At 60.7% G+C, this 18,840-nt stretch carries 17 protein-coding genes; 13 read left to right on the top strand and 4 right to left on the bottom strand.

Features of this window, described 5'->3' with window-relative positions; translation table 11 throughout:
• Positions 1 to 3: 3 nt before the first annotated feature.
• Genes AS189_RS05620 through AS189_RS05630 form a run of 3 tightly spaced genes read left to right on the top strand, consistent with a single transcriptional unit; the run spans position 4 to position 2,787 of the window.
• Positions 4 to 984 (top strand): ABC transporter permease, encoded by a 981-nt coding sequence (locus tag AS189_RS05620; RefSeq protein ID WP_062286689.1) that lies wholly within the window; start codon positions 4 to 6, stop codon positions 982 to 984.
• Positions 977 to 2,035 (top strand): iron chelate uptake ABC transporter family permease subunit, encoded by a 1,059-nt coding sequence (locus AS189_RS05625; protein WP_062286690.1) that lies wholly within the window; start codon positions 977 to 979, stop codon positions 2,033 to 2,035. The genes AS189_RS05620 and AS189_RS05625 overlap by 8 nt, the downstream gene beginning before the upstream one ends.
• A complete protein-coding gene (locus AS189_RS05630; RefSeq protein WP_062286691.1) occupies positions 2,032 to 2,787 on the top strand; it encodes an ABC transporter ATP-binding protein in 756 nt (251 codons plus the stop codon). Before AS189_RS05625 ends, AS189_RS05630 begins: the two co-directional genes overlap by 4 nt.
• Here the strand turns inward: AS189_RS05630 and AS189_RS05635 are convergent.
• A complete protein-coding gene (locus tag AS189_RS05635; protein WP_062286692.1) occupies positions 2,784 to 3,596 on the bottom strand; it encodes an ABC transporter permease in 813 nt (270 codons plus the stop codon). The two genes, AS189_RS05630 and AS189_RS05635, sit on opposite strands and share 4 nt — an antisense overlap.
• Positions 3,593 to 4,462: an ABC transporter ATP-binding protein gene (locus AS189_RS05640; protein WP_062286693.1), complete on the bottom strand. Its 870-nt coding sequence runs from the start codon at positions 4,460 to 4,462 to the stop codon at positions 3,593 to 3,595. The genes AS189_RS05635 and AS189_RS05640 overlap by 4 nt, the downstream gene beginning before the upstream one ends.
• A gap of 328 nt (positions 4,463 to 4,790) precedes the next feature.
• On the opposite strand from AS189_RS05640, the gene groES reads away from it, so the two are divergent.
• From groES to guaB, 4 genes are all read left to right on the top strand, one after another.
• Positions 4,791 to 5,087: a co-chaperone GroES gene (gene groES, locus AS189_RS05645; protein ID WP_038464523.1), complete on the top strand. Its 297-nt coding sequence runs from the start codon at positions 4,791 to 4,793 to the stop codon at positions 5,085 to 5,087.
• An 86-nt stretch (positions 5,088 to 5,173) separates the two neighbouring features.
• Positions 5,174 to 6,778, top strand: coding sequence for a chaperonin GroEL (gene groL, locus AS189_RS05650; RefSeq protein WP_062286694.1), 1,605 nt, complete (start codon positions 5,174 to 5,176; stop codon positions 6,776 to 6,778).
• A gap of 206 nt (positions 6,779 to 6,984) precedes the next feature.
• Positions 6,985 to 8,910, top strand: a complete 1,926-nt coding sequence (locus tag AS189_RS05655; protein WP_237759976.1) for a heavy metal translocating P-type ATPase — start codon at positions 6,985 to 6,987, stop codon at positions 8,908 to 8,910.
• A gap of 147 nt (positions 8,911 to 9,057) precedes the next feature.
• Positions 9,058 to 10,569, top strand: coding sequence for an IMP dehydrogenase (guaB, locus tag AS189_RS05660; protein ID WP_062286695.1), 1,512 nt, complete (start codon positions 9,058 to 9,060; stop codon positions 10,567 to 10,569).
• A 407-nt stretch (positions 10,570 to 10,976) separates the two neighbouring features.
• Here the strand turns inward: guaB and AS189_RS05665 are convergent, their stop codons facing one another.
• Together AS189_RS05665 and AS189_RS05670 are read right to left on the bottom strand one after the other, a co-directional pair.
• Positions 10,977 to 11,594 carry a hypothetical protein gene (locus AS189_RS05665; protein WP_062286696.1) on the bottom strand — a complete coding sequence of 206 codons (618 nt, stop codon included), beginning with the start codon at positions 11,592 to 11,594 and terminating at the stop codon, positions 10,977 to 10,979.
• 46 nt (positions 11,595 to 11,640) lie between these two features.
• Positions 11,641 to 12,291: a hypothetical protein gene (locus tag AS189_RS05670; protein ID WP_062286697.1), complete on the bottom strand. Its 651-nt coding sequence runs from the start codon at positions 12,289 to 12,291 to the stop codon at positions 11,641 to 11,643.
• A 113-nt stretch (positions 12,292 to 12,404) separates the two neighbouring features.
• Between AS189_RS05670 and AS189_RS05675 the strand changes: the two genes are divergently transcribed.
• The 6 genes from AS189_RS05675 (at position 12,405) to guaA (ending at position 18,784) form a co-directional block, all read left to right on the top strand.
• On the top strand, positions 12,405 to 13,505 hold the full coding sequence (locus AS189_RS05675) for a DUF4872 domain-containing protein (RefSeq protein WP_062286698.1): 1,101 nt from the start codon (positions 12,405 to 12,407) through the stop codon (positions 13,503 to 13,505).
• A gap of 33 nt (positions 13,506 to 13,538) precedes the next feature.
• Entirely contained in the window at positions 13,539 to 14,666 is a 1,128-nt protein-coding gene (locus tag AS189_RS05680; RefSeq protein WP_062286699.1) for a GuaB3 family IMP dehydrogenase-related protein, read from the top strand.
• Between the two features lie 200 nt (positions 14,667 to 14,866).
• Positions 14,867 to 15,358 (top strand): PTS sugar transporter subunit IIA, encoded by a 492-nt coding sequence (locus tag AS189_RS05685; protein WP_062286700.1) that lies wholly within the window; start codon positions 14,867 to 14,869, stop codon positions 15,356 to 15,358.
• 188 nt (positions 15,359 to 15,546) lie between these two features.
• Positions 15,547 to 16,410, top strand: a complete 864-nt coding sequence (locus AS189_RS05690) for an SURF1 family protein (RefSeq protein WP_062286701.1) — start codon at positions 15,547 to 15,549, stop codon at positions 16,408 to 16,410.
• 100 nt (positions 16,411 to 16,510) lie between these two features.
• A complete protein-coding gene (locus AS189_RS05695) occupies positions 16,511 to 17,026 on the top strand; it encodes a DUF3817 domain-containing protein (RefSeq protein ID WP_062293042.1) in 516 nt (171 codons plus the stop codon).
• Between the two features lie 168 nt (positions 17,027 to 17,194).
• Positions 17,195 to 18,784, top strand: coding sequence for a glutamine-hydrolyzing GMP synthase (gene guaA, locus AS189_RS05700; protein ID WP_062286702.1), 1,590 nt, complete (start codon positions 17,195 to 17,197; stop codon positions 18,782 to 18,784).
• Positions 18,785 to 18,840: the final 56 nt, after the last annotated feature.

An 18,840-nucleotide genomic window follows, 5' to 3' on the forward strand; every position in this document is an offset into this window, starting at 1 on the left:
CGAATGACGGCCTTAACCACCAGAGCCCCCTCCAAGGGCAAACTCTTTGACCCTAAACTCATCATCGGCATTGCCATCGTGGCCCTGCTGCTGGTGATTTCCCTGTTTACCGGTGTGTATGACATCTTCGGTGGCAAGGATGGCGGCGAAATGTTTGCCATCACCCGCATCCCACGCACCATAGGGCTGGTGCTGGCTGGTGCGGCCATGGCAATGTCCGGGCTGGTCATGCAGTTGCTGACTCAAAACCGCTTTGTTTCACCCAGTACCACCGGAACAACCGAATGGGCGGGGCTGGGCTTGCTGGTGGTCATGATCATCTTCCCCACGGCCAGCATCCTGGCGAAAATGTCAGGCGCCATTGCGGCCGCCTTCATTGGCACCATGATCTTCTTTTTGTTCCTGCGCCGGGTCTCCCTGAAAGCATCGCTGACAGTGCCCATTGTAGGCATCATGCTCGGCTCGGTTGTTGGGGCAATATCCACGTTTATCGCCCTGCAAACCGACATGCTGCAGAGCCTGGGTATCTGGTTTGCCGGTAGCTTCACCGCCGTCCTGCGCGGGCAGTACGAGGTGTTGTGGATCGTGGCAATTGTGGCTGTGGTGATCTTCATTGTGGCCGACAGGTTTACCGTGGCCGGTCTCGGCGAGGATGTCGCCACCAACGTGGGCTTGAACTACAACCAGATCATGCTGCTCGGAACAGCACTGATCGCCGTGGCCACCGGCGTAGTTACCGTGGTGGTGGGCAATCTCCCGTTCCTGGGGTTGATTGTTCCGAACATTGTCTCCATGTTCCGAGGCGATGACCTGCGCAGCAACCTTCCATGGGTATGCCTGCTCGGCATCGCGATTGTGACCGTCTGCGACTTAATTGGACGCACCATCATCATGCCCTTCGAGGTGCCGGTTTCGCTGATCCTGGGCATTGTGGGCGCCGTGGTATTCATTGGACTTCTCTTAAGGCAGCGTCGAAATGCTTGATACCGCACCCAACGCTGTTGCCCGCAAGACCCCGAAAATCAGCTCACGGGTCCGCAGCTCAGGTCCCCTACCCACCAAAGGTGTCAGCCGCCGGTACTGGATTGTCCTGAGCCTGCTGATTGTTCTGGCACTGGGTTTTGGAGCCGGCCTGCTCGCCTGGGACAACCCGATGCCCGTGGGATCCTCCGGATTCTGGCTCATTGCCGAACTACGTGCCACCAGCGTTGGCGTCATGCTTATTGTGGCCATTTGTCAGGCGCTGGCAACCGTCAGTTTCCAGACGGCTACCAATAACCGCATCATCACACCCTCCATTTTGGGCTTCGAATCGCTCTATATGGCTGTGCAGACCGCTGCCGTATTCTTCATGGGCGCGGCGGGAGTTGTGGCCGTTCAAGGTGTCCCGCAATTCATCTTGCAGGTGGCCATCATGGTGGCGCTCTCGCTGGCACTATTTGGGTGGCTGCTGTCCGGCAAATACGGAAATTTGCAGATCATGCTTTTGGTGGGCATCGTCATTGGCGGCGGGCTCGGCTCCGTGTCAACGTTCATGCAACGCCTGCTGACGCCCAGCGAATTCGACATTCTCACGGCCCGGCTCTTCGGCTCCATCTCCAACGCCGATGTCAGCTACTTGCCCGTTGCCATCCCCTTGGTTGTGGTGGCAGGCGTACTGCTCTTACTGAACGCCAAGCGCCTCAACGTCATTGCGTTGGGCAAAGACGCCAGCATCAACCTTGGCTTGAACCACCGCTTTGAGGTGATGCGAGTTCTCCTGCTGGTGTCCATCCTGATGGCCGTTTCGACGGCGCTGGTGGGACCCATGACGTTCCTAGGATTCCTCGTGGCCACGTTGTCTTACCAGCTCGCCGACACCTATGATCACCGCTACATCTTCCCCGTTGCCGTCCTGACCGGATTTGTGGTCCTCTCCGGCGCCTACTTCATCATGAAGAACGTCTTCTACGCCCAGGGTGTGGTCTCAATCCTCATCGAGGCCATTGGCGGAACCGTCTTCCTCATCTTCATTCTCAGAAAGGGCCGTTTGTGATTACGCTCAAGGACGTCCATAAGAAATACAGCAGCGACGTCGCCATCGGGCCCGTGGACCTCGTCATCCCCACCGGTGGAATCACAGCCATGGTGGGCCCCAACGGCGCAGGTAAGTCCACCTTGCTGACCATGGTGGGACGACTCCTGGGACTGGACGCAGGAACCATCGAGGTGGCTGGCTATGACGTGGCCAGCACCTCATCGAAAGACCTGTCCAAGATTGTTTCAATCCTGCGCCAAGAGAACCACTTCGTCACCCGACTCACAGTCCGCCAACTGGTGGGTTTTGGCCGCTTCCCCTACTCCAAGGGCAGACTTAACGCCGGGGATGAGGAGATCATCAGCCGTTCCATTGACTTCCTTGGCTTGGAAGAGCTGGAAAACCGCTACCTCGACCAGCTCTCCGGTGGTCAGCGCCAGCGTGCCTACGTTGCCATGGTTCTGGCCCAGGATACCGAGCACGTCCTGCTGGATGAGCCGCTAAACAACTTGGACATGAAGCACTCCGCCCAGATGATGCAACATCTGCACCGGGCCGCCGTGGAACTGGGGCGCACCATTGTGATCGTGTTGCACGACATCAATTTTGCCGGGCACTATGCCGACTACATTTGCGCCGTCAAGGACGGATTGGTCATCGAGTTTGGCACCCCGGCGCAGATCATGACGGACGAGGTTCTGACCCGTGTCTTTGACACCCCAGTTGAGGTTATTGAGGGCCCCCGTGGGCCGCTAGCCGTTTACTACTAACTATCTTTACGAATCCAACGGAATGTGATGCGGCACAGAACCAGTCCGGCCACGAGCCACAGTCCCATCACCAAAGCCACCAGCCCCAAATCCCAGGAACCGCTGGACTCTGCGGCCTCGAAGGATGCTGGCAAGAACACACTGCGCATGCCCTGAGCCATCCATTTCAGCGGGAAAATGCTGGCGAAGTTTTGCAACCAGACGGGCAGCTGGGCAAAGTTCAAGTACACGCCAGAGATGAATTGCAGCACCAACACCAGAGGGATGACCACGGCCGTGGCACTCTTGCCGGTGCGTGGCAGCGCCGAGAGGGCAATGCCCAAAACGCAGCTCGTGATTACGCCGAAAAGGAATACCCAGACAAAAGTCAGCCATTGATCCGCCTCGGCAGGCAGTTCTACGTTAAAGGCAAATCTGGCCACCAAGAGCAGTAGGAGTACCTGCGCCACCGAACTGACAAGAACCATGCCAATCTTGCCAATGAAGTAGGAAAATACCGGCAGGGGAGTGCCGCCCAAGCGTTTGAGCGTCCCATCCCCCTTTTCTGTGGCAATATCCACGGCCAAGTTCTGGACACCGCTGAGCAGCATGCCCGCAGCCACCATGCCCGGGACATAAAACGCAGCCCAGGAGATGCCGCCACTGCCGTCAGGGGCTGCACCAACGTTTTCGGTAGTGCTGAAGGCGACGGCAAAGATGGAGAGCATCACGATCGGGAACAAGAACGTGAAGAACACCGAATCGCCCTGACGGAAATACAGTTTGAGTTCATAGCCAATGCGGAATAGGCCCAGTTGCAAAGTTTTCATGCCGCACCATCTTCCAGGCCTGCTGCATGAGCGCCCACCATGTCCAAATAAATGTCCTCGAGACTTGGCCGGGTGATTTCCAAACCCGGCACCTCCCCGCCATGTTCTGCGAACAGCCGGGCGGCTAGTGCTGCCGGTTCGCTGGTGCGCTCGGACCGTTCGACTCCGCCTTGGCGCCACCGCACCAGAGGGACCCGTGCGCTGGCCCCGCCAATCTCGTCAATGGGACCAATGTCCACCAAGGTGCCTCCGGCAATGACACCCGCCCGGTCAGCCAGCGTGGCTGCCTCGTCGAGATAGTGTGTGGTCAGCAAGATGGTGGTTCCTTCGCTTTTCAGCTGATTGATGAGGTCCCAGAATTGCCGCCGGGCTTCTGGGTCAAACCCCGTGGTGGGTTCATCGAGGAACAAAAGCTTGGGCCGGCCAATGATCCCCAAAGCCACATCCACACGCCGGCGCTGCCCGCCAGAGAGTTTACTGATCCGCGTTTTGGCTTTGCTGCCCAGACCCACGGCCTCAATAACATCGGCCACCTTGCGTGGATGAGGGTAGTACGCGGCGAAGTGATTCAGTTGTTCAAGCACCGTGACGTTGCCGCTTTCGCCCGTTGACTGCAAGACAATGCCTAATTGGGCTTTCCAGTCCAAGCCACCGTGCTGTGGATCAACACCCAGAACGTTGACCTCACCGCTGCCCCGGTCCCGGTAGCCTTCCAGGATCTCAATGGTGGTGCTCTTGCCCGCCCCATTGGGGCCAAGAAGTGCAAAAGTTTCGCCTTCGTGGATGTCGAAGCTGATGCCATCCACGGCCGTGAAGCTGCCGTAGCTTTTCTTCAGGTCACGCACTTGTACTGGGCTTGAGGTCATGACTGCATCTTTGCACTCGGCCGCGTTCGCGACAACAACGTTTCGCGCCGCCCACCAGCGCCGCTCACCAGGGTGGACACAAAGGTGCGCCGTGAGCGAAACCCGGCCCGCCGTCGTCGTACTTTTTGGGGTGAAACTGGCACTCGCCTTGACCGAGTGCTAATCGATTCCATAGAGTCAGAGTTAGCACTCTCACCCCGAGGGTGCTAACGCGCTGATTTTTTGGCCATGGGAACATCACCGGCACCGCGACGACGGTTGGGTTCCACACAAACATGGCCGCCAAGACAGCCGTCCATAAAATTTTCGTGTGAAGGAGAGGTCCTAAGTGTCGGTCTCTATTAAGCCTCTTGAGGATCGTATTGTTGTTCGCCAGCTCGAAGCAGAGCTGACTACCGCTTCCGGTCTGGTTATCCCGGACACTGCCAAGGAAAAGCCCCAGGAGGGCGAAGTTGTGGCAGTTGGACCCGGCCGCGTTGACGACAACGGCAACCGCGTCCCGATCGATGTTGCCGTTGGCGACGTTGTTATCTACTCCAAGTACGGTGGAACTGAAGTGAAGACCGGTGGCGAAGAGCTGTTGGTTCTCTCTGCCCGCGACGTACTGGCAATCGTCGTTAAGTAACGACTTTCGTCAACCACTTTTGTAAAGCCCCGTGCCCGTTGTTCCCTAGGGACCGGTGCGGGGTCTTTGCGTGAAAGGACAAACGCATGGCAAAGCAGCTTCAGTTTAATGACGATGCACGCAAGGCCCTCGAGGCCGGCATCGACAAGTTGGCGGACACCGTCAAAGTAACGTTGGGCCCGCGCGGTCGTAACGTTGTGCTCGATAAGAAGTGGGGTGCCCCCACCATCACCAACGACGGCGTGACGATCGCTCGCGAAGTTGAGTTGGAAGACCCCTACGAGAACCTTGGCGCACAGCTGGCCAAGGAAGTTGCCACGAAGACCAACGATGTTGCCGGCGACGGTACCACCACGGCCACCGTTTTGGCACAGGCACTGGTCAAGGAAGGCCTGCGCAACGTAGCCGCAGGTGCGGCTCCCAGCGAGCTCAAGCGCGGCATTCAGGTTTCAGTAGAAGCCATTGCCAAGCGCCTGCTGGAGAACGCCCGCCCGGTTGAGGGTGGACAGGTTGCAGAAGTTGCTGCCATCTCCGCTCAGAGCCAGGAAATCGGCGACCTGCTCGCCGAGGCGTTCGACAAGGTCGGCAAGGATGGTGTCATCACCATCGAAGAGTCCTCCACCACCTCCACCGAACTGGTCCTCACCGAGGGCATGCAGTTCGACAAGGGCTACCTGTCCCCGTACTTCGTCACTGACGCAGAACGCCAGGAAGCAGTCATGGAAGACGCACTGGTTCTGATCAACCAGGGCAAGATCTCCAACCTGCAGGAATTCCTGCCGCTGCTGGAAAAGGCACTTGCTGCCAACAAGCCGCTCTTCATCATTGCTGAAGACGTTGATGGCGAGGCACTGTCCACGCTGATCGTCAACCGCTTGCGCGGCACCTTGAACGTTGTAGCTGTCAAGGCTCCTGGCTTCGGCGACCGCCGCAAGGCCATGCTGCAGGACATTGCGATCCTGACCGGCGCACAGGTTGTCTCCCCGGAGATTGGCCTGTCCCTGGACCAGGTTGGCCTCGAGGTACTGGGTACGGCTCGCCGCATCACGGTCACCAAGGACAACACCACCATCGTTGACGGTGCTGGCACCGCTGAAGATGTTGCAGATCGTGTTGCTCAGCTGCACGCCGAGCTCAAGCGCACCGACTCCGACTGGGACAAGGAAAAGCTGCAGGAACGTCTGGCCAAGCTTGCCGGCGGCATTGGCGTGATCAAGGTTGGCGCTGCCACCGAGGTCGAGCTGAAGGAAAAGAAGCACCGCATTGAGGACGCTGTCTCAGCTACTCGTGCAGCTTTGGAAGAGGGCATTGTTGCCGGTGGTGGTTCCGCACTCGTGCAGGCCGCCAAGGCACTCGATGACGACGCCGACGTTGCAGCCCTGACCGGCGATGCAGCAACCGCTGTTGCTCTGGTTCGCAAGGCCGTTGCTCAGCCGCTGCGCTGGATCGCACAGAACGCTGGCCACGACGGCTACGTTGTTGTGCACAAGGTTGGCGAACTTGAAGACGGCTTCGGCTTCAACGCAGCTACCGGCGTCTACGAGAACCTAGTCAAGGCTGGCGTCATCGACCCGGTCAAGGTCACCCGTTCAGCCCTGCGCAATGCTTCCTCCATCGCGGCTTTGGTGCTCACCACCGAAGTTCTCGTGACGGACAAGCCTGCCGAGGACGAAGCAGCACACCAGCACTAGTCCCCACTCGCCGGCCCGGTAAATCGCTGACGCGATTTCTCGGGCACTTGGCGAGAGTGGGCCCAACGTTTGGTGTTCCTCTGCACAAGGGACGGCGTTTGCGGGTTCGGACGGTTGTATACAGCCGTCCGAACCCGCAAACGCCGTCCTTTTTTGTTGGACTTGTTGGACTTGGTGAAAACGTTGACTAGGGCAACACTAATAGCATGAATGATTCTGTGGACCAGACATCGCTGGCAATGAAGCCTGAGGCTCCCGGCGAGCTGCCCTCGACGGCGGCAGGTGGGAAATTACCCCGGGTCAGGGGTTTCATCCGCCGCTATCCGATCGTGGCCTTGACCGCTGTTGTCATGGTCGCCACCGGCGTCCTGGCCCTGACCGGCCTGGGCGTACAGGCCCAATGGGTGGCGAGCGTCTACGCCGTCGGAATTGCCCTCTATCAGGGCGTTGGCATGGTCAAAGGCATCATGCGCGGGCACTGGGGCATCGACATCCTTGCCGTCACAGCCATCATCAGCACCGTGGCCGTTGGTGAGTACTTTGCCTCGCTGATCATTGTCATGATGCTCTCCGGCGGCGAGGCGCTCGAGGACTTTGCTGCCGGACGTGCACAGCGGGAACTGAGGGCCCTCCTGAGCCGCGCGCCCAGCATCGCGCACCGTGAGCGGCTGGGTGGGGTGGTTGAAAACATTCCCACGTCCGACGTCGAACTTGGCGATGTGTTGATCGTCAAACCTGCGGAGGTCGTCCCGGTAGACGGACTGCTCCTGTCGGACACCGGCTCCTTTGATGAAGCAGCACTCACCGGTGAGAGCCTACCCGTTGACCGGGTGGCGGGCGACGCTGTCATCAGCGGCACCGTCAACGGCTCAGCCGCCGTTCGGATGCAGGTCACGGCACGTGAGGCTGACTCACAGTACAGCCGGATTATTGCCCTTGTTCAGGAGGCCGCAGACAGCAAGGCGCCGGTGGTCAGACTGGCTGATAGGTACGCGGTTCCTTTCACCATCCTGGCACTGGCCTTGGCCGGCGTCGCCTGGTTCCTGAGCAAGGACCCCTCCCGATTCGCCGAAGTCCTGGTGGTCGCCACCCCGTGCCCGCTGCTGATTGCAGCGCCCGTGGCGTTCCTCGGAGGCATGAGCAGGGCCGCCAAGACCGGCATCATTATCAAGAACGGTGGGACGCTGGAACTGCTGGCCAACGTCAAAACCGCAGCCTTTGACAAGACCGGCACACTGACCGGCGGTCATCCAACGCTCGAAGAAGTCCGGACCGCAGGCACCGTATCAGAAGAAGAACTCCTTGCCTTTGCGGCATCGGCAGAGCAATACTCCTCCCACGTGCTTGCCGCGGCGGTCATTGCCGAAGCTGAGGCGCGCGGGCTCACCCTGCTCCCGTCGAATGATGCCGTGGAACACGCCACGAACGGGGTGCTCGCAACGTGCGGCGGCCGCACAGTTGTTGTCGGCAAGCCCGCCTTTGTCGCCGAAAAGTCCACAGGCGTGGTGCCGGCTGATCTGTCCGGCGGCCAGCTGGCGGTCTACGTCGGCATCGATGGTGTTTTCGCTGGAACGCTTGTCATGAGCGATTCCATCCGGCCCAATGCGGCGGCAACCATCAAGACGCTGAATTCCTTGGGCGTGCACAACACCATCATCCTCACAGGTGACGCGCAATCCACGGCGGACCACGTGGCCCGCCAGGCCGGAATCACAGAGGTCAAGGCGGCACTTCTCCCCGAAGACAAGGTCAGGATCGTCAACTCCCTGGCCCCCGTCCCTGTCCTCATGGTGGGTGACGGCATCAATGACGCGCCGGTGCTTGCCGCGGCCGACGTCGGAATTGCCATGGGAGCCAAAGGCTCCACCGCGGCGAGTGAATCCGCGGATGTGGTCATCATGCTCGATGACATCGCCAAAGTGGCCCAGTCCGTTGAAATTGGCCAGCGGACCATGAGGATCGCCATTGAAAGTATTTGGATTGGCATCGTGCTGAGCGTGGGACTGATGATCGTGGCCGCTTTTGGGTTCGTTCCTGCCGTTGCCGGAGCTCTGGCGCAGGAACTGGTTGACCTGGCCACCATCCTCAACGCTCTGAGGGCGCTGTTGCCGGGGCGCAAAGCCAGGCGTTGATTGGCCTCGGTGTGACGCAACGAACGGGAATAGGGCAACGGCCGCTTTCGTTTTAGACTGTAACCAACGCACAGGCTAGCTTCGTAATTACGGGACCGGCCATTGGATGCACACACCCCACCGGTTCTACCCCGCCAAGGAGCCTTCGTGTCCCAGCCTGAAATTCATGATCCATTCGCCTTTGTTGGACTCACGTACGACGACGTCCTGCTCCTGCCCGGACACACCAACGTGATCCCTTCCGACGCTGACACCAGCTCACGGGTTTCCAAGCGCATCACGGTCCAGACCCCGTTGCTTTCAGCCGCTATGGACACCGTGACCGAGTCACGCATGGCCATCGCCATGGCCCGCCAGGGTGGCTTGGGCGTTGTGCACCGCAACCTCTCCATCGAGCGTCAGGCCGAAGAAGTTGACCTGGTCAAGCGCAGCGAATCCGGCATGATCACCAACCCGGTGACCATCGGCTCCGAGGCCACGCTTGCCGAGCTGGACGAGCTCTGCGCCCGCTTCCGCGTTTCTGGCCTGCCGGTTGTGGACAAGGACGGGCGCCTGATGGGCATCGTCACCAACCGCGACACCGTTTTCATCCCGGAAAACGAATACTCCACGCGCCTGGTCCGCGACGTCATGACGCGCATGCCGCTGATCACCGGCAAGGTCGGCATCAGCCGCGAAGACGCCTCCAACTTGCTCGCAAAGAACAAGATCGAGAAGCTCCCGTTGGTTGACGCCGCAGGCATTCTGCGCGGCCTCATTACCGTCAAGGACTTCGCCAAGGCCGAGCAGTACCCCCTGGCCACCAAGGATGACGAAGGCCGCCTGCGTGTTGGTGCAGCCATCGGATTCTTCGGCGACGGCTACGAGCGCGCCATGACGCTGGTCGAGGCCGGTGTGGATGCCTTGTTCGTGGACACCGCCAACGGCCACAGCCAAGGCGTGCTGGAAATGATCGCACGCCTCAAGAGCGAAAAGGCTGCGGCCCACGTTGATATCATCGGCGGTCAGGCAGCTACTCGCGAAGGCGCTCAGGCCCTGATTGACGCAGGTGCCGATGGCATCAAGGTTGGCGTTGGCCCGGGTTCCATCTGCACCACCCGCGTGGTTGCCGGTGTTGGCGTTCCGCAGATCACCGCCATTTACGAGTCCGCCAAGGCTGCCATCCCGGCCGGCGTACCGTTGATTGCCGACGGCGGTCTGCAGTACTCGGGCGACATCGGCAAGGCACTCGTTGCCGGCGCCGACACCGTGATGATCGGATCACTTTTGGCCGGTACCGAAGAGTCCCCGGGCGAGACCGTGTTCGTCAACGGCAAGCAGTTCAAGGCTTACCGTGGCATGGGTTCCCTCGGCGCTATGCAGACCCGCGGCAATAACACCTCCTACTCCAAGGACCGTTACTTCCAGGCCAACGTCTCCGGCGATGACAAGCTCATCCCGGAGGGCATCGAGGGTCGCGTTGCTTACCGTGGCCCGCTCGCCTCGGTTGCTTACCAGCTGGTTGGTGGCCTGCGCCAGACCATGTTCTACGTTGGCTCGCCCACCATTCCCGAGCTCAAGGCCCGCGGCAAGTTTGTTCGCATCACGGCTGCCGGCTTGAAGGAATCGCACCCTCACGACATCACCATGACCGTGGAAGCCCCGAACTACAACAAGTAGTCCACAGGCGCCTCAGCATGGCAGCCTCTTAATGACGACGACGGCCGGTCACCTTTCCTAATGAAAGTGACCGGCCGTCGTCGTTCCCCACCCGCTCCCACTTCTCGCACGCTCGAAGCGGGGCCCTCGCGGGTGTGGGCCCACCACCAGCGCCCACTTCTCGCACGCTCGAAGCGGGGCCCTCGCGGGTGTGGGCCCACCACCAGCGCCTACTTCTCGCACGCTCGAAGCGGGGCCCTCGCGGGTGTGGGCCTACCACCAGCTCCCACTTCTCGCACGCTCGAAGCGGGGCCCTCGCGGGTGTGGGCCTACCACCAGCTCCCACTTCTCGCACGCTCGAAGCGGGGACGTGCGCGGTCGTGCTTAATGTGCGACGGTATCCGGGGTGTTAGGTCGTGTTCGCAATTTTAAGCTGCGAGTATGGCCTTGAACGCGGTCATGGCCTCCGCCGCGCTGTGGTTTTCTTCGGTGAACTCGGATTCGCTGCCGCTGCGGAGTACCCATTCCCCGGATTCCACGGCTGTCAGCTGGGCCACAACCGCTTCGCCGTCAACACGTAGGCGGCGCACCACAGCTGTGGCTGGCAAGCCCTCGGCGGCACCGGTCAGGTATTCATTACTCAAGTGCAGGGCCAGCTCAAGCATGGCGGCACCGGATTCAATGGGCTGAATCTCGTGAACGCCGTAGGGGCTGATGCTCAGCAAAACGGCCCCCACATTGGAGCCCACGGCAAAGAGCACGTGTTCGCTGGTAGGTGTTGTGAGCTTAATTTCAAGCCACTCCTGGGCCTGCGAAAGCACTGTACCCACCACAGCGCACCGGTCCACGGGAACAATCTTTTCACCCTGCGGCGAGGCAAGTCCGCGCACCATCAGGGTGGTCAAGCCGGCGTTGTGCAGCAGCTCATTGTCGCCGTGCTGATCCAAGCGAAGCAGCCCTAAAGTGATGGCAGCAGATTCTGTGGGAGTCATCGATAGCAGGACAAGGAGCTCGTGGTCAGTCATGCGAAGTTCGGTGTCAGTCATTCCTCCAGCGTACTGGCGACTCGCAGACTGGGCGCAATGTATCCCCTCACAAGGGGCCGAAGTTCCGCCCTGCCACGGGGTCGCGCCAGGTAAGGGCCAGAGATTCCAGCTCCCGCCGGACATTGGGATCTCGGTCGATCCGGCGGCGGAAGAAACGCCTGCCGTGCTGGGCACAGTAGCCGGGGCCGGCAAAAACACTCAGACAGCCCAGCAGGAACAACAAGCAATACGCTGCGAAGGTGAGTGCAGCGGTAAGACCCTGCGCCAACTGGCTTTGAAAGACCACGAACAGCAGAACCCACGAGACCGCAGCCATGAACAGCGCAAGACCCAGCCCCGAGCCGGTTGTTCCCGCGGCACGTGAGATTGCCGGCCCTCCGCCGTGCACCACGCCCGGTAGTTTTGCCCGCGCCACAAGCCATGCCGTGACCACCAATACAAGGCCGCATAAGAGCAGCAGGAGCCATACGGACACGGAGCCCGGTGCCGTAATCAGTGTCAGTGCACTCCCGCCAATCAAGGTAATTCCGAGCCCGGCAACGGCGGCCCGGAAACCCAGCCACTGTCCGTACGACCAAGCCATGTCCCGGAGCGCGGACGTTGATTCCACGGGTGCCATGCGTGCTGCATCGGAATGGAGCCAGTAGTCGAGAGTCTGCACGTATGTCGATGCGTGGATGGTGGCTGCAGGCCGCACACTGGGCGGTGTTGAGTGGCCGGCCCGGGATCTTGGGGGCTTCGGGTGCGGCTGAAATCTCATACAGCCAGTTTAGGGCTAACCCCGCGCCCCGCCCCGGATAGAATCAACGCATGCTTTCCCCCTATGACCACACCACCGAATATTCGCATTGGGACTCCGGACTCTGGGCCCGCGTCCTAGCCGCATCCGGGGTGCGCAACCCTCTCACTGACGCCGCGTTCACTGAGGCGATGCTGGCCGGGTTGGCAGGCGGTATTGGTTTCATGATTTTCACCTTTGAGTACAAGGACATCACCACGGCATCGGCAGTCACGCGCTTCCACCCCGGCCCGTACACGGAAAATCTGCTGCGTCGCAGCGGTGCCGCCGTCAACATCCAGCAGACTGGCAGCGCCTCCCTGGCCCAAAGCCGGCTCGATGCGGCGCTGGAAACGGGAATTCCCTCCGTCGTGCGCGTTGTCCGCGGCAAACTGCACTGGGTGGCACAAGACCCGCTGGCCGACATGGAATCCGTTGACGTGGCCGTGGTGGGCCGTGACGGCGAGGACTACCTGATGGACGACGGCGGCGGCAGGCTCGAGCGGATCAGTTCCGCCGCGCTGGCGCAGGCGCGCGGCACTCGCAAGGCGGATAAGCACTGGCAGGCCCACGTTGTGGTGGGCAGCCGCGCCTTGCCAGAGGAACTAGTGGGCGAGGCACTGACGGTCGAGGTGATCCGCCAAGCGATGGCGCAGACGGCGCAAGAACTGCTCTCGGAACAGGCCCCGCATGGGGTGCCAGCGGGCTATGCCAAAAACTTTGGCATCCGGGGCATGTCCACGTGGGCGCAGCGCCTGAGCGACGCCACCTCAAAGCACGGCTGGCTGCGGATTTTTCGTGACCCGAAACGTGCGTCGGTGGGTATGGGCATGTTGCACGGTTTGCTGGCCGGACGGCGGTTCAGTGGACCCGGCGCCTTGCGTCCGTTGTATGCGCAATTCCTGCGGGAGGTGGCGGAAATCGCAGAGGGGGTCTCCGGCGTCGAACGTGGCAGTTTACAAGAAGCCTCCGCACAATATGCCTCGCTGGGGGCACATTGGGACGCGCTCATAGACCTGTTAGCGGCGCCGGGGGACCCGGACTTCGCCGCGATGGCCGCGCAGGTAGAGGCTATTGCCGTCTTGGAGCACGCTGCCGCCGGGACGCTGGAATCGGCTGCCGGCGTCATTTAAGGCCTGTGGCCCCGGCTGCGATAGGCTAGGGGCGTGACTTATGAGATTGAGATTGGCCGTGGAAAGCGCGGGCGCCGCGCATATTCGTTGGATGAGATTTCGATTGTGCCTGCCCGGCGCACCCGTGATCCCCAGGATGTGTCGGTGAAATGGCAGATCGACGCTTACCAGTTTGAGGTGCCCGTGATTGGCGCTCCGATGGATTCCGTCATGTCCCCGGAGACCGCCATTGCCCTGGGCAAACTCGGCGGGCTCGGTGTGCTGGACCTCGAGGGTCTCTGGACCCGCTACGAGGATCCGCAGCCGGTTCTGGATGAGATTGCCGCGTTGGAGGGATCGGTCATTGAGCCTGGGACCACCAGCCGCCTGCAGGAGCTCTACAGCGCCCCCATCCAGGCTGAGCTCATCACGGCCCGCCTGGCCGAGATTCGCGCCGCGGGCGTGACGGTCGCCGGATCCTTGACCCCGGGACGTACCCAGGAGTTCTACAAGACAGTGATTGCTGCCGGCGTTGACATCTTCGTCATCCGTGGCACCACCGTCTCGGCCGAACACGTCTCCAAGTCCACCGAGCCGTTGAACCTCAAGCAGTTCATTTACGAACTCGATGTCCCCGTTATTGTGGGCGGTGCAGCCGGGTACACCTCCGCACTGCACCTCATGCGGACCGGCGCAGCAGGCGTTCTGGTCGGCTTCGGCGGAGGGGCCTCCACCACCACCAGCCGCGCATTGGGCATCCGCTCACCCATGGCCAGCGCCATCTCCGACGTCGCAGCGGCACGCCGCGACTACATGGACGAATCCGGCGGACGTTACGTTCATGTCATTGCCGACGGAGGCATGGGCTCCAGCGGTGACATCGTCAAGGCCATTGCCATGGGCGCCGACGCCGTTATGCTCGGCGCAGCACTGTCCCGCGCAGCCGAGGCCCCAGGGCAGGGCTGGCACTGGGGTGCCGAGGCACACCATCAGGAACTGCCGCGCGGTCACCGCGTGAAGATGGACACTGTGGGAACGCTGGAGGAAGTGCTGTACGGCCCCGCCCACCGCGCCGACGGCAGCTCCAACCTCATTGGCGCCCTGCGCCGCTCAATGGCCACCACCGGCTACTCCGATTTGAAGGAATTCCAGCGGATCGACGTCATCGTCAACCCCCGATGATGCTCAACGTCTAAGCAGTTGTCCCTGAAAATGCCCCGATCCACTGGATCGGGGCATTTTTGTCACTTCGTTTCACTTCCGCGAAATGGTGGCCCCAGTGGGATGCCTCTCGTCACTGGCTATTCACTCCCCTTCAACAAGGGTCTGCGCATAGACTGATCAGAAGTTCTACTCACACCACCAGCCTTTGAAAGGTACTGATGACACCGGGTTCGCTGGAACGCTATGAAACAGAATTGACCAACTCCGGGCTGGTCATTTTGGAGATGGCGGCGGAGACCAAAGAAGACGCCGCAGCCCAATTGGCGGCCAAGCTCTTTGAGCAGGGTCGAATTTCGGATCTTGCCGGATTCCTCAAGGACGTCAATGCCCGCGAGCATCAGATGGCCACGGGCCTCCCCGGCGGGATCGGCATCCCACACGCCAGAAGTGAATTTGTCCAGCAAATCTCCATCGCCGTGGGCATCACCAAGTTCGGCCACAGCCTGGATTTTGGTGCCGTGGACGGGCCCGCCACCGTGATCTTGCTCATTGCCACCCCAGCCAGTTCCTTCTCCGCTCACTTGGAAGTCCTGGCCACCATGGCCAGGTCCCTTTTCAAGGAAAACTTCCGTGAATCACTGCGCCGAGCCCACGACGCCGAGGTCATTGCCGAGCTCATTAACTCCAGCTTGGTGTTCTTCGACCACTAGTCCCCAACTGCTCCCCAAGTGCAGGTCGCGAGCGACCTGCACTTGGGGCCCCTCGCAGTTGTGGGCCCATCCACGCCCTCCAATCGGGGCCCTCGGGCGCGTGGGCCCATCCACTCCTCCCAGTTCCTCCCACCGCTTGCAATCAGGCGCATTCGTTGTTCTACACGGTTACGAAGTACCGTTGAAGGGTGTTGAAAACTGCCCTAAGGCCCAAATGGATTGCCGCGCTGTTGTTTGCGCTGGTTGTCGCCGCTGTTCTTGTCCTACTGAGCCAATGGCAGCTTTCGCGTTCGCTGGAGAAGGACGTGGCCCCACCCTCGGTCACTGAAAAAGTGCAACCGCTGTTGGAAACCATGCGTCCTGGTCTGCTCATGACAGGCGATCTTGAGGGCCAGTTGGTCACAACCAGCGGCCATTTCGATGCCAACAAGCAGGTTTTGGTGCCGTCCCGCATCGAAAACGGGCAGGTTGGCTACTGGGTCGTCACAGCCTTTGTAGTGGATGGTGCGCCGAAGCTGGAAGGCGTTGCAGCCACGAAGGAAGTGATTATTCCTGTAGCCCGCGGCTGGATTGCCAACCCTGATGAAGCAGCTGCTGCGCCAGGGGGCACGCTCACCATTGAAGGGCGTCTGCTGAACACCGAAGGTCCTGAAGTTTCACAAAACCTTCCGGACGGACAGATCGCCACACTCTCCACCTCAGAACTGACCAACGTTTGGAACGTCAGCACCTACGCGGCCTTCATCGTCTCGCACGAGGAAGTCCTAGACGGGGCGAACGTTGGTGCTTCGGCCTCGGCCGGCACGCTGACACCCATCACCGTCACAGCAACCGACCAGAACAACAAGGTCAACTGGCTGAATATTTTCTACGCCATTGAGTGGGTGGTATTTGCCGGGTTCGCGCTGTTCCTTTGGTGGCGGCTGGTGGCCGATGACTATCGCCGCGAGCAGGACGAACTCTTTGACATCGATCATGGGAACGACGACGATAACGACGACGTTGAACCTGATGGCGACGTGGACAGCGAAAAGCAGCTCCCGACGTCGTAATTCACCACGGCATTACCTCCGTATCACCTATCGCCACGATTTTAGCTTCAGAACAGAATGAGGAGCCCCGGCAGTGACCGAGCCCATGAACACAGAGCCCATGAACACAGAATCAGCCCCCACCTCGCGGGAGGCTGCCACCGGGCCTGCAGCGAAGGCGGCACCCAAACGCCGTTTTGGCGGCACTCCCGCGCAGATCATGACGTCCTTGAGGTTCTATAAGTACCTGGCCTATGCCACCGGCACCATGCTGCTGCTTCTCGTGATTGAACTGATCTTTCGCTACGGCTTCAACAGCGTCTTGGTCGCTGGCGGCACCGACACCACCGGTACCGCGCATGGCTTCGGATTGGTCAACATTACGGGCGGTGTCATGCCCGTCACCGGTGGCGTAAACCTGTCAACCATGGTGCTGATTGTGCACGGGTGGATGTATGTCATCTACCTGATTGCCGATTTCCGCCTCTGGACGCTGATGCGCTGGCCGTTCGGCAAGTTGGTGCTGATCGCCCTCGGTGGTGTGATTCCCTTCCTGTCCTTCTTCGTTGAGGCAAAGGTGCACAAGGAAGTGCTGGCCGAAGTCGCAGCCAATCCCAAAGCCGGCAAGCGCTACTAGCCCCACCAAACGCCGCATCACTTTCCGGCCATTAATCGCATACCCTTCTGCAATGTGTGCGGGAGCGAAACGGTTTTAAGCCCTGAAAGTGGTGCGGCGTTTGAGGTGCTGGTCACGGAAATGAGCGCACGGGGAGCAGCGTGCCGCGCAGTGGGTTAAGATTGAAGCGTGACTAATCCCGCTACGGCCCAGACTTCCCAGAAGCCCGTCCTGGTTGTGGACTACGGTGCCCAGTATGCTCAGCTGATTGCGCGCCGCGTGCGTGAGGCCAATGTGTACTCGGAAATCGTGCCGCATACCTATACAACTGCGCAGTTGCTGGCTAAAAACCCAGCTGCCATCATCCTCTCCGGTGGACCTTCAAGCGTCTACGCGGAAGGCGCACCGAGCGTTGGTGCAGACCTGTTTGAAGCAGGCATCCCCGTTTTGGGCATTTGCTATGGCTTCCAGGCCATGGCTGCCGCCCTCGGCGGAACCGTCGCCCAGACCGGTCTGCGTGAATACGGTTCCACCCAGGTTCAGATCCTGGGCGAAAGCCGCTCCATCCTCAGCTCTACCAATGCTGACCAGACCACGTGGATGAGCCACGGGGACAGCGTGCAAGAAGCCCCCGAGGGCTTCGATGTGCTCGCGTCCTCCGCCGGCGCACCCGTTGCCGCCTTCGCCAATGAGGAAAAGTGCCTCTTTGGTGTCCAGTGGCACCCCGAGGTCAAGCACTCCGAGTTCGGCCAGAAGGTGTTGGAGAACTTCCTGTTCAACGGCGCCAAGCTGGAAAAGAACTGGACTGCCACCAGCATTCTGGATGAGCAAGTTGAACTCATCCGCAACCAGATTGGCACCGCCCGGGTCCTCTGCGGCCTCTCCGGCGGCGTTGACTCGGCTGTGGCAGCTGCCCTGGTGCAGCGCGCAGTGGGCGATCAGCTCACCTGCGTGTTCGTCAACCATGGCCTGTTGCGTCAAGGTGAAGCAGAACAGGTGGAGCTGGACTTTGTAGCGTCCACCGGCGCCAAGCTGTATGTCGCCAACGAGCAGGACCGCTTCCTGAACGCCTTGGCTGGAGTTTCTGACCCTGAGACCAAGCGCAAAATCATTGGCCGCGAATTCATCCGTGCCTTCGAGGAAGCGGAGCGTGCCATCATGGCCGAAGCCGCTTCCGAGGGCGAAGAGATCAAGTTCCTGGTCCAGGGCACCCTGTACCCCGACGTCGTGGAATCCGGCGGCGGCGAAGGTGCTGCAAACATCAAGAGCCACCACAACGTGGGCGGCCTGCCTGAAGATCTGCGCTTTGAGCTCGTTGAGCCGCTGCGTGCACTCTTCAAGGACGAGGTCCGCGCAGTTGGCGCCGAGCTGGGCCTGCCGGCCGAGATCGTTGGACGCCAGCCGTTCCCCGGCCCCGGCCTGGGAATCCGCATCGTCGGTGAAATCACCGGCGAACGCCTGGAACTGCTGCGCAAGGCTGATGCCATTGCCCGCGCCGAGCTCACCGCAGCCGGCCTGGACAACGAAGTATGGCAGATGCCTGTTGTGCTGCTGGCAGATGTCCGCAGCGTTGGTGTCATGGGCGATGGCCGCACCTACGGTCACCCGATCGTCTTGCGCCCTGTGTCCTCCGAAGACGCCATGACGGCCGACTGGTCACGCTTGCCGTACGACCTGCTGGCCAAGATCTCCAACCGAATCACCAATGAGGTGGATGGTGTTAACCGCGTGGTTCTGGACGTTACGTCCAAGCCGCCGGGAACCATCGAGTGGGAGTAATTCCCTAGGCAACGCTGGAGGGCACCAGTAACCCGCATATTTCGGGTCTAATTTGG

This window comes from Arthrobacter alpinus, assembly GCF_001445575.1.
GTDB classification, from domain to species: Bacteria; Actinomycetota; Actinomycetes; order Actinomycetales; family Micrococcaceae; genus Specibacter; species Specibacter alpinus_C.

Excerpts from the sequence above, each read along its gene's own strand:
- AS189_RS05620 (WP_062286689.1), top strand. The coding sequence starts at position 4 with ATGACGGCCTTAACCACCAGAGCCCCCTCCAAGGGCAAACTCTTTGAC.
- AS189_RS05625 (WP_062286690.1), top strand. The coding sequence starts at position 977 with ATGCTTGATACCGCACCCAACGCTGTTGCCCGCAAGACCCCGAAAATC.
- AS189_RS05635 (WP_062286692.1), bottom strand. The coding sequence starts at position 3,596 with ATGAAAACTTTGCAACTGGGCCTATTCCGCATTGGCTATGAACTCAAA.
- AS189_RS05640 (WP_062286693.1), bottom strand. The coding sequence starts at position 4,462 with ATGACCTCAAGCCCAGTACAAGTGCGTGACCTGAAGAAAAGCTACGGC.
- groL (WP_062286694.1), top strand. The coding sequence starts at position 5,174 with ATGGCAAAGCAGCTTCAGTTTAATGACGATGCACGCAAGGCCCTCGAG.
- AS189_RS05655 (WP_237759976.1), top strand. The coding sequence starts at position 6,985 with ATGAATGATTCTGTGGACCAGACATCGCTGGCAATGAAGCCTGAGGCT.
- AS189_RS05665 (WP_062286696.1), bottom strand. The coding sequence starts at position 11,594 with ATGACTGACACCGAACTTCGCATGACTGACCACGAGCTCCTTGTCCTG.
- AS189_RS05675 (WP_062286698.1), top strand. The coding sequence starts at position 12,405 with ATGCTTTCCCCCTATGACCACACCACCGAATATTCGCATTGGGACTCC.
- AS189_RS05685 (WP_062286700.1), top strand. The coding sequence starts at position 14,867 with ATGACACCGGGTTCGCTGGAACGCTATGAAACAGAATTGACCAACTCC.
- AS189_RS05695 (WP_062293042.1), top strand. The coding sequence starts at position 16,511 with ATGAACACAGAATCAGCCCCCACCTCGCGGGAGGCTGCCACCGGGCCT.